This window comes from Brevundimonas sp., from assembly GCF_035626975.1.
Classification (GTDB): Bacteria; Pseudomonadota; Alphaproteobacteria; order Caulobacterales; family Caulobacteraceae; genus Brevundimonas.
On record NZ_DASPMQ010000014.1, the window covers coordinates 1 to 10,000 of the forward strand.

Consider the following 10,000-nt stretch of genomic DNA (forward strand, 5'->3'; position numbering starts at 1 on the left):
GCTTGCTCGCCGCACGCCTTCGGATCGTGACCGCTGTTCGCCCACGGGCAGGACAAGTCCGTCCCACGGCCGGTCCGCAAGGACGACGGGCCGGCGAGTCGAGGAGGTCCGAGAAGGGCCGGCAATCGACGGGCGGGTGGATAACGGCCACGCGGGGCGGTCACCTCGTCGAAACGGTAAAACAAACTCACAGCCGGGCGAGGCCCGGCCGCCCCGCACCCTCCCCACACCGCTTGTGGCCAAGCGGCGAAGAGTCATGCCTCAACCTTCGCCCTCGCCCCTCATCCTCCCCTTCTCCCCTTCTCCCGAACCCGCTATCAGCCCGGAATGACCCTCCCCCACGCCCTCTCCGGCCTCGGCGACATCGCCGGCGACTACGACATCCTGCTCTGCGACGTCTGGGGCGTGATCCACAACGGCCGCGAGAGCTGGCCCCAGGCTTGCGCCGCCCTGACCCGCTTCAACCAGCAGGGCGGGCACGTCGTGCTGATCTCCAATTCGCCGCGGCCCTCGTCCGATGTGGTCGCCCAGCTGGACGGGCTGGGCGTGCCCCGCGACAGCTGGAAGGCCTTCGTCACCTCGGGCGACGCCACCCGGGCCGAACTGACCCGGCGCGCCCCGGGGCCGGCCTGGATCATCGGCCCCGACCGCGACTGGCCGCTCTACGAAGGCCTGGACCTCGCCCTCGCCGACGGCGCGGAAGACGCCGCCTTCATCTCCGTCACCGGCCTGGTCGACGACGAGACCGAGACGCCGGAGGACTATCGCGACCGCCTCGCCGCCGGCGTGGCCCGTGATCTCGAACTGATCTGCGCCAACCCCGACCGGGTGGTGCAGCGGGGCGACCGGCTGATCTACTGCGGCGGCTCCCTCGCCGACCTCTATGAGAGCCTCGGCGGCCGCGTCACCATGGCCGGCAAGCCGTACGGCCCGATCTACGAGCTGGCGATCAGGGAGGGCGAGGCCCTGCTCGGCCATCCGGTCAATCGCGCCCGCGTGCTGTGCATCGGCGACGGCGTGGTCACCGACGTGCTCGGGGCCAATCGCCAGGCCCTGGACTGCCTGTTCATCGCCGCCGGCATCCACGGCGACGCCGCCAGGGGGCCCGACGGCCGCCTCGACGAGGCCCGCGCTGCCGGGCTTCTGAAGGCGGAAACGACTTACGCCAGATGGGCGATGCTCGATCTGGCGTGGTGACCCAGACCATTTTTGTTTCAGGTCGTCCCGACCTGAACCCAAAAAATGGTCCAAAATCAACGCTGAGCGAAATCGACCTTTGACCCCGCCTCATCAACGCTCGATTTCGCTCAGGGGCAAATCAGGCTAAGGCCCCGCCATGGAACTGGTCACGACACATCCCTCGGGCGGCTACATTCTCGAGGAGCTTCACGTCGGCATGGCGGCCGAGAAGGTCATCCACGTCTCGGAAGAGCGCATCCGCCTCTTCGCCGAGGCCTCGGACGACTTCAATCCGGTCCACCTCGACGAGGCCTTCGCGTCGAAGACCGCCTATCGCGGCCGCATCGCCCACGGCCTGCTGTCGGCCTCGTTCGGCTCGGCCGTGGTCGGCACCATCCTGCCCGGGGCCGGGGCCATCTACATCTCCCAGACGCTCGGCTTCCACCTGCCGGTCCGCATCGGCGACGACGTCCTGGTCCGCATCAGCGTCGTCTCGGTCGACCAGGAAAGCGCCCGGGTCGAGCTGAACTGCGAGGGCTTCGTCGACGGCAAGCTGATCATGGATGGCGTCGCCGTGGTCCGCGTGCCCCGCCGCCGCCGCCCGGCCAAGGGCTGAAAGCAGGCCGGCGTGGTCCAGATCGTCACTGACTGGCGCGACCTGCCGGAGGGGCTCCGGGGCGCCGCGGTCGCCATCGGCGCCTTCGACGGCGTCCATCGCGGCCATCAGGCGGTCATCGCCACGGCCCGCGAGGTCGCCCGCTCCATCGGCGCGCCGCTAGGCGTCGTCAGCTTCGATCCCCATCCCCGCCGCTGGTTCCAGCCCGACGCCGCCCCCTTCCGCCTCATGACCCCGGCCCAGATGGCCCGGGCGCTGGAGCCGCTCGGCGTCGACCGCCTTTATCTGCTCCCGTTCGGCGCCGAGCTGGCCGGGATGTCCGACGAGGCCTTCGCCCATGACGTCCTGGCGGGGCCTCAAGCAGCGCGAAGCGCGGTAGGCCGCCAGGACGGGCTGAAAATCCGACATGCCGCGGTCGGCTTCGACTTCACCTACGGCAAGGGCCGCACCGGCTCGCCGGAGGGCCTGCGCCGGCAGGGCGAGGCGCTCGGTTTCGGCGTCACCGTCTGCGAGCGTGTCGACGACCCGGACGGCCTGAAACTGTCCTCCTCCGCCGTGCGCGAAGCCATCCACGCCGGCGACATGCCGCGCGCCGCCGCCATCCTCGGCCGCCCCTTCGCCATCGAGGGCGAGGTCATCCACGGCGACAAGCGCGGCCGCACCATCGGCGTGCCCACCGCCAACGTCCGTCTCGGCGACTACATGCGCCCGGCTTACGGGGTCTACGCCGTCCGCGCCCGCCTGCCCGACGGCCGCGTCCTCGACGGCGTCGCCAGCCTCGGTCTCCGCCCCATGTTCGCCCTCGACGAGCCGCTGCTCGAGGTCTGGCTGTTCGACTTCGACGGCGACCTCTACGGCCAGACGATCGAGACGCAGCTGATCGCCTTCCTGCGCGGCGAGGAAACCTTCGACGGCCTCGACGCCCTCAAGGTCCAGATCGACGCCGACGCCCGGGCGGCGCGCTCCGTGCTGAGCCCGTCGTCCTAGACCGACCCGATGCCGGCGAGGTCAGTCCCCCTGCTCGATCCGCCCGTTGGCCTCGGCCAGTCTGGCGGCGAGCCCCGGTTGACCGGGGCTCAGCACATCGTCGATGCGCCATCCGGCGTTGGGATTGCCCCGCAGCCTCACGATGGTCGTCCCGCGCTCGCCGCCGTTGGTGAACACGACCGTCGCCGTCCGGCCCTCCGGCTGGGCGCCCGATATTCGAACGGTCTGAACGACCAGCCGCTCCCAATCCTGGCAGTTGCACAGCGGATCGGCGTCCAGATACGGCAGGTCGCCCCCGGACAGTTCGCGGTCGCGCCGGATCAGCGCCGCCATCCGGGGCGTCCAGACCTCATCCAGCCGGGTCTCAGCCATCGGCCCGGCCGGTTCCTCGCCATCGATATAGGCCGCGAAAACCCCGCGCACGAAGGCCTCCGCCCCCTCCGATCCTTCCTGCGCCATCGCGGGAAGCGCCGTCGCGATCAACAGTCCCCCGACCAGACCCCACATCCACCGTCGCATGGCATATCCTCCACCCGACCTGATGCTGCGCCTCCCGGCGTCCCGCGCCAACGCGCCGATCCTGACGGGCGCGGGGTGGCGTCCGCCCCCCGGCCTCTGCTAGACCGCTTCCACCATGACCGTCCGCGTGTTTCGCCCGATTTCGATTATCCGCCCGGCGTAGCGCCGCAGGGGTTCGCCCCCGCGCACGCCGGGATCGAAGGCGCTGACCCAGCGCAAACAAGCGGAACGATCACACACGACGAGACGAGACTTCATGGCTGACGCCGGCGACACTCCTTCCACTGGCCGCGATTACCGCGAGACCGTCTTCCTGCCGGAGACGCCCTTCCCCATGCGCGGCGGCCTGCCCCAGAAGGAGCCGCAGATCCTCGAACAGTGGGGCGACCTCTACGCCGCCCTGCGCAAACAGCGTCAGGCCGAGGGCGCGCCCCTCTACGTCCTCCACGACGGCCCGCCCTACGCCAATGGCGACATCCACATCGGCCACGCCCTGAACAAGACGCTGAAGGACTTCGTGGTCCGCAGCCGCTTCCTGCTCGGCTGTGACGTCGACTACGTCCCCGGCTGGGACTGCCACGGCCTGCCGATCGAGTGGAAGATCGAGGAGCGCTACCGCGCCCAGGGCAAGCGCAAGGACGAGGTCTCCAAGGCCGAGTTCCGTCAGGCCTGCCGCGAATACGCCGCCGGCTGGATCGAGGTGCAGAAGGCCCAGTTCAAACGCCTCGGCGTCCTCGGCGACTGGGACGATCGCTACGCCACGATGGACTTCGCGACCGAGGCCGCCATCGTGGCCGAGTTCCACAAGTTCAAGAACTCGGGCCAGCTCTACCGCGGCTCCAAGCCGGTGATGTGGTCGCCGGTCGAACGCACCGCCCTGGCCGACGCCGAGATCGAATACCACGACCACGTCAGCCCGACCGTCTGGGTCAAATTCCCCGTCGTCGCCGCGACCGACCATCATCCGGACGACCTGCTCTCGTTCCGCAACGCCAATCCGGCGGTGGTGATCTGGACCACGACCCCGTGGACCATCCCCGCCAACCGCGCCATCAGCTACGGCCCCGAGATCGCCTATGGCCTCTATGAGGTCACGGCCATGGAGACGGGGCTTGAGTTCCAGCCGTGGGCCAAACCGGGCGACCGGCTGATCCTCGCCGACAAACTGGCGGAAGAGGTCTTCAGGGCCGCGAAGATCGCCGCCTGGGCGCGCATCGACGACCTCAACCCGTCGGGCCTCGAGTGCGCCCACCCCCTGGCGGCCCTGTCGTCCGGCTACGGCTTCTCGGTGCCCCTGCTGGCCGGTGACCATGTCACGGACGAGGCCGGCACCGGCTTCGTCCATACCGCTCCGGGCCACGGCGCTGACGACTTCGAGGTCTGGAGGGCCCACGGCCACCACGAAGTGCCGGACACCGTCGATCCCGACGGCGCCTACTACGAGCACGTCCCCCTGTTCGGCGGCCTCAAGGTGCTGGAGACCGAGGGCAAGAAGACCGGCAAGTTCGGCCCCGCCAACGGCGCGGTGATGGACAGGCTGATCGAGGCCGGAACCCTGCTGGCGCGCGGCCGGATGGAGCATTCCTATCCGCACAGCTGGCGCTCCAAGGCCCCGGTCATCTTCCGCAACACGCCGCAATGGTTCATCCGCATGGACGCGCCGCTGGAGGACGACGGCACCCTGCGTGAGCGGGCGCTGGCGGCCATCGACGCCACCGCCTTCCACCCGGTCGCCGGCAAGAACCGCATCCGCACCATGGTCGAGAGCCGGCCGGACTGGCTGATCAGCCGCCAGCGCGCCTGGGGCACGCCCCTGGCCATGTTCGTCGACAGGGAGACCGGCCAGCCGCTGCACGACCCCGAGGTCGACGCCCGCATCCTCGCCGCCATCCGCGAGGGCGGCGCCGACGCCTGGTTCGACCGGCCCGACGCCGACTTCCTCGGCGCCCATGACCCGCAGCGCTACGAAAAGATCCAGGACATCCTCGATGTCTGGTTCGACTCGGGCTGCACCCACGCCTTCGCGCTCGAGCCCCGCGATCCCGCCCACGGCTACACCGGCGACCGCCCGTCGCACTGGCCCGCCGACCTCTATCTCGAAGGCTCGGACCAGCATCGCGGCTGGTTCCAGTCCAACCTTCTCGAAGGCGCCGGCACCCGCGGCCGCGCCCCCTATGACGCCGTCCTGACCCACGGCTTCACCCAGGACGAGAACGGGGAGAAGATGTCCAAGTCGAAGGGGAACACGACCGACCCCGCGACCATCATCAAGGAATCCGGCGCCGACATCCTGCGTCTGTGGGTGGCCCTGGTCGACTACGCCGAGGACCAGCGGATCGGGAAGCAGATCCTGCAGACCACGGTCGACGCCTATCGCAAGCTGCGCAACACCGTCCGCTACCTGCTCGGCGCCCTGGCCGACTTCGACGAGGCCGAGCGGCTGCCGCTCGACCAGATGCCGCCGCTGGAGCGGTTCACCCTGCACCGGCTGTGGGAGCTGGACCGCGACGTCCGCGCCGCCTACCGCGACTACCGCTTCCAGGACGTGGTCCGGCCGGTGCTGGAGTTCTGCTCCAACGACCTGTCGGCCCTCTATTTCGACATCCGCAAGGACAGCCTCTACTGCGACCGTCCCGACGCGCTCCGCCGCCGCGCCGCCCGCACGGTCATGCATGAGGTCTTCATGCGCCTGACCGCCTGGCTGTCCCCGTTGACCCCCTTCACCATGGAAGAGGCGTGGACCACGCGCTTCCCCGCCGGCGGCTCCAACTGCGCCCGGGTCATCCCCGAGACGCCGGACGCCTGGCGCAACCCGGCCGAGGCGGAGCGCTGGGCCGGCGTCCAGACCGTGCTCGAGATCGTCAACGAGGCGCTGGAAGGCGCCCGCCGCGACAAGATCATCGGCGGCGCCCTCGACGCCTGGCCGGTGGTCACCGGACCGGCCGAGGCCTTCGCGCCGTTCGAGGGCCTCGACGCGGCCGAGGTGTTCCGCACCTCCGGGGCCGAGCTGAAGCCGGGCGGCGAGGCCGTGACGGTCGAGGTCCGCCTCGCCGACCATCCGAAATGCGCCCGCTCATGGCGGCGCGTCCCGGACGTCGGCTCCGACCCCGCCTACCCCGACCTCAGCGCCCGCGACGCCGATGCGGTCCGCTGGTGGGACGCGCGCCGGGCCTAGGAGAAAAGGCCCCGCCGAAGCGGGGCCTGATCGGCTTCAGGTGCGGTCCGCGGATTGCTCCCGCATCCGCTGCGCCTGTCGCTCCATCTCGTCGGCCTGCTCCGGCAGGCGGCGGGACAGGGCGAGCAGTTCGGCGTCGGTGACGGTGCTGCCCCGCGCCCGGTTCTCATCGATCTGGCGGGCGCGGTAGGCGGGATCGCGCAGCCGGACGGCCTCCTCGCGCATTTCCTGCGCGCCCCGATCCATCTGGTCGGCGCCGTTGCGCATTTCGACGCGGGCCCGGGCCATGGCCTGGCGCGCCTCCGCCTGCGCGGCGCTGGCGTGGACCCGGGCCTCGGCCGTGGCCGCGCGCGCCTCGGCGGTCGCGGCCCGCGCCTGCCCCATGGCGGCGGCATGATGGACGCGCGCTTCGGCTTGCACGCGGGCGGCCTCGGCCCGGGCGACCCGCGCGTGTTCTCTGGCCTCGGCCGCCTGAACCCGGGCATCCGCCGCCTCCCTCATCGCCCGTTCGTAGGTTTGCCGGGTCTCCGGGTCCATCTCCTCTACCGAGCGATAGACGTGGGTCCGGCCTTCGTTCGTGATCGTGATGCGTGAGCCGTCCTGGACCCGCGGCGGAGCTGGCGGCGCTGGCGGCGCCGGCGGCGCCGGGTGCGCTGGCGGCGCGGGCGGTGCGGGCGGTGCGGGCATGGCCATGAGCGAGGGCAGAGCGGGCGGCGCGGGGGGCGCAGGGACCGCGACCGGGGCTTGCGGGGGCACGGGCGGCACCGGCGGACGCTGGGTGATCTCCAGGGCCGCGATTGGTGTGGCGAGGGCCACCAGGGCTCCGATGGCGAGCGCCATGACCATGGGACGAGGGCGGGCGGTGGGGGAGTTGGTCATGATACGGGTGATCCTTCGGGTCAGGGATTGGACGTCTCCCGCCATGCCGATGGCGGCGGGCTGTCGGAAATCGGCGGCGAGGCCGACGAGGGTGCGGGCGTAGGTCCGGCGGTCCACGGCGGCGAGCGCTGTGGCGTCGGCGGCGTCTTCGGTTCGATCCGCCAGAGTGGCGTGCAGCAGCCACACCAACGGGTTGAACCAGAACAGGGCGAGGGCGAGGCGGGACAGGCCGAGGAACAGCCAGTCGCCCCGACGGATGTGGGCCAGCTCGTGCGCCATGACGGCGCCGGCGTTCTCCGGTCGGGCCAGGCACGCCTCGCCGATCAGCACCACGCCGGGCGGCAGACCCCAGCTGAGCGGGGCCTCCACCTGCGGGGAGGCGACCAGCCGGGGCGGACGGCCGGTTTCGAAACGCTTGAGCGACGCGGTCCAGGCGGGATCGACGACGGGCGTACCGGACCGGGTCCAGCGCCGCAGCGTCAGGACGCCCAGGGCGAACCGCCCGATCACGACAACCGCGCCGATGGCCCAGACGCCTGCGACGAGGTCCATCGGCGACGGCCAGGGGATAGATCCGTGGAGCGACAGCCCCTCGACGGGCGTCACGGCGCCTCGCCAGACCACAGGCTGCGCGGAGACCGGCTCGACGACCGTCGCCGGCAACAGCGCAATCTGCAGCCCAGGCGCCAGCGCCATGATCAGCGGCAGGCCGAGAAGAACGCAGACGGCGGCGCGCAGAATGTCGACCCGATCCGCAGCGGGCCGGGTTCCGAGCAAGGCCGACAGCACCAGCCCCGCGCCGGCGATGACGCTGGACTTACCGAGCAGTTCGATGAGCAGTTCGACACTCATGATCCGCGCTCCCTGGCCTCGTCAATAGCCCGCTCCAGCGCCTCCAGCTCTTCGGGTTTGAGCCGCTGGGTCAGGCCGAGCAGGGCCGTGGCGGCCATGGCGGCCGACCCGGCGAAGAAGGTATCGACGGTCCGCCGCAGGGCGCTGGCGGCGATCGTCTCGGAACGCGGCAGCGGACGGTAGACGAAGCCGTCCTCGTCGGCGGTGCGTCCGACCAGACCCTTGGTCTCAAGGCGAGCCAGCAGGGTGCGCACGGCCGAGTCGCTCAGGTCGCCGCTCATCGCAGCGCGGACGACGCTCGTCGTGCCCTTCTCCAGACGGCAGAGGGTCTCGAAGACCTCTCGCTCGCGGCGCGGCAGGGACTCGATCATGGGGACTCCGCTGGAGAGGACGCTACACACGTAGCGCTACACTTGTAGCGGATAAAGTCGGGATTGTGGCGACCGGATGAACTCGGCGTAAGGCGCCGGCGGCCGCCCCGGCGCCGAACAGCAAAAAGCCCCGCCGGCGGACGCCGTGCGGGGCCTTGAGATCCTGTCCAGACCGGAATCGGTTGACCGGAACATGCAAAAGCCCGCCGGACTAATCCAGGCGGGCTTCTGAAAGTTTGGGTGCGGGAGCAGGATTTGAACCTGCGACCTTCAGGTTATGAGCCTGACGAGCTACCGGGCTGCTCCATCCCGCGGCAAACGGTAGTGTAAGGGAAGAGCGGTTCGAGAGATGGGCGACGGCCCAAAATACAATCATCTATCCGTCTGGTAGACCCGGCGGCGACCTACTCTCCCGCGCCTTAAGACGAAGTACCATCGGCTCTGGAGGGCTTAACGACCGAGTTCGGAATGGGATCGGGTGGGGAACCTCCGACATAGCCACCAGGTCAACCAGGCGGATAGACGATTGTGAGAAGACATTGTCAGTTCAGCAATAGCTGAAAAAATCGAATGAGTTTTGCTGAGAAACGATCAAGCCGATCGGATTATTAGTACCAGTAAGCTTCATGGGTCGCCCCACTTCCACACCTGGCCTATCAACGTGGTAGTCTTCCACGATCCTCAGCGAAGCCTTGTTTTGAGGTTAGTTTCCCGCTTAGATGCTTTCAGCGGTTATCTATTCCATACATAGCTACCCTGCTGCGCAGCTGGCGCCACGACAGGTCCACCAGAGGTATGTCCATCCCGGTCCTCTCGTACTAGGGACAGATCCTCTCAAGCTTCGAACACCCACGGCAGATAGGGACCAAACTGTCTCACGACGTTCTGAACCCAGCTCACGTACCACTTTAAATGGCGAACAGCCATACCCTTGGGACCTGCTCCAGCCCCAGGATGTGATGAGCCGACATCGAGGTGCCAAACTTTGCCGTCGATATGGACTCTTGGGCAAAATCAGCCTGTTATCCCTAGAGTACCTTTTATCCGTTGAGCGATGGCCCTTCCACGCGGGACCACCGGATCACTATGGCCGACTTTCGTCTCTGCTCGACTTGTCAGTCTCGCAGTCAGGCGGGCTTATGCCATTGCACTCGACGACCGATTTCCGACCGGTCTGAGCCCACCATCGCGCGCCTCCGTTACACTTTAGGAGGCGACCGCCCCAGTCAAACTACCCACCACGCCATGTCCCGGGACCGGATAACGGCCCTCGGTTAGACGTCAACGACAGTAAGGGTGGTATTTCAAGGATGGCTCCACCAGAGCTGGCGCCCCGGCTTCATAGCCTCCCACCTATCCTACACATACGGTCGCTAACGCCAAGGCGAAGCTATAGTAAAGGTTCATAGGGTCTTTCCGTCT

Annotated in this window: 7 protein-coding genes, 1 tRNA gene and 2 rRNA genes (1 of these 10 cut by a window edge); 4 read left to right on the plus strand and 6 right to left on the minus strand. The window is 68.9% G+C overall.

Annotation, left to right across the window (positions count from 1 at the left end):
* Window positions 1–327 precede the first annotated feature (327 nt).
* The 3 genes from VEB62_RS03905 (at window position 328) to VEB62_RS03915 (ending at window position 2,782) form a co-directional block, all read left to right on the plus strand.
* On the plus strand, window positions 328–1,197 hold the full coding sequence (locus VEB62_RS03905) for a TIGR01459 family HAD-type hydrolase (protein ID WP_324795659.1): 870 nt from the start codon (window positions 328–330) through the stop codon (window positions 1,195–1,197).
* A gap of 139 nt (window positions 1,198–1,336) precedes the next feature.
* Window positions 1,337–1,795, plus strand: coding sequence for a MaoC family dehydratase (locus VEB62_RS03910; RefSeq protein ID WP_414641981.1), 459 nt, complete (start codon window positions 1,337–1,339; stop codon window positions 1,793–1,795).
* 12 nt (window positions 1,796–1,807) lie between these two features.
* Entirely contained in the window at window positions 1,808–2,782 is a 975-nt protein-coding gene (locus tag VEB62_RS03915; protein WP_324795662.1) for a bifunctional riboflavin kinase/FAD synthetase, read from the plus strand.
* A gap of 21 nt (window positions 2,783–2,803) precedes the next feature.
* Here the strand turns inward: VEB62_RS03915 and VEB62_RS03920 are convergent, their stop codons facing one another.
* A complete protein-coding gene (locus tag VEB62_RS03920; RefSeq protein WP_324795665.1) occupies window positions 2,804–3,301 on the minus strand; it encodes a DUF3828 domain-containing protein in 498 nt (165 codons plus the stop codon).
* 256 nt (window positions 3,302–3,557) lie between these two features.
* On the opposite strand from VEB62_RS03920, the gene ileS reads away from it, so the two are divergent.
* A complete protein-coding gene (gene ileS, locus VEB62_RS03925; protein ID WP_324795668.1) occupies window positions 3,558–6,476 on the plus strand; it encodes an isoleucine--tRNA ligase in 2,919 nt (972 codons plus the stop codon).
* A 36-nt stretch (window positions 6,477–6,512) separates the two neighbouring features.
* Here ileS and VEB62_RS03930 read toward each other — a convergent pair whose 3' ends face one another.
* From VEB62_RS03930 to VEB62_RS03950, 5 genes are all read right to left on the minus strand, one after another.
* Complete coding sequence (locus VEB62_RS03930; RefSeq protein ID WP_324795670.1) at window positions 6,513–8,207, minus strand: M56 family metallopeptidase; 1,695 nt, start codon at window positions 8,205–8,207, stop codon at window positions 6,513–6,515.
* On the minus strand, window positions 8,204–8,578 hold the full coding sequence (locus VEB62_RS03935) for a BlaI/MecI/CopY family transcriptional regulator (RefSeq protein WP_324795673.1): 375 nt from the start codon (window positions 8,576–8,578) through the stop codon (window positions 8,204–8,206). Before VEB62_RS03935 ends, VEB62_RS03930 begins: the two co-directional genes overlap by 4 nt.
* 237 nt (window positions 8,579–8,815) lie before the next feature.
* Window positions 8,816–8,892 (minus strand) — tRNA-Met (locus VEB62_RS03940).
* Between the two features lie 77 nt (window positions 8,893–8,969).
* Window positions 8,970–9,084 (minus strand): 5S ribosomal RNA (gene rrf / locus VEB62_RS03945).
* Window positions 9,085–9,165: 81 nt separating this feature from the next.
* Window positions 9,166–10,000 (minus strand): 23S ribosomal RNA (locus VEB62_RS03950) (it continues 1,954 nt past the right edge of the window).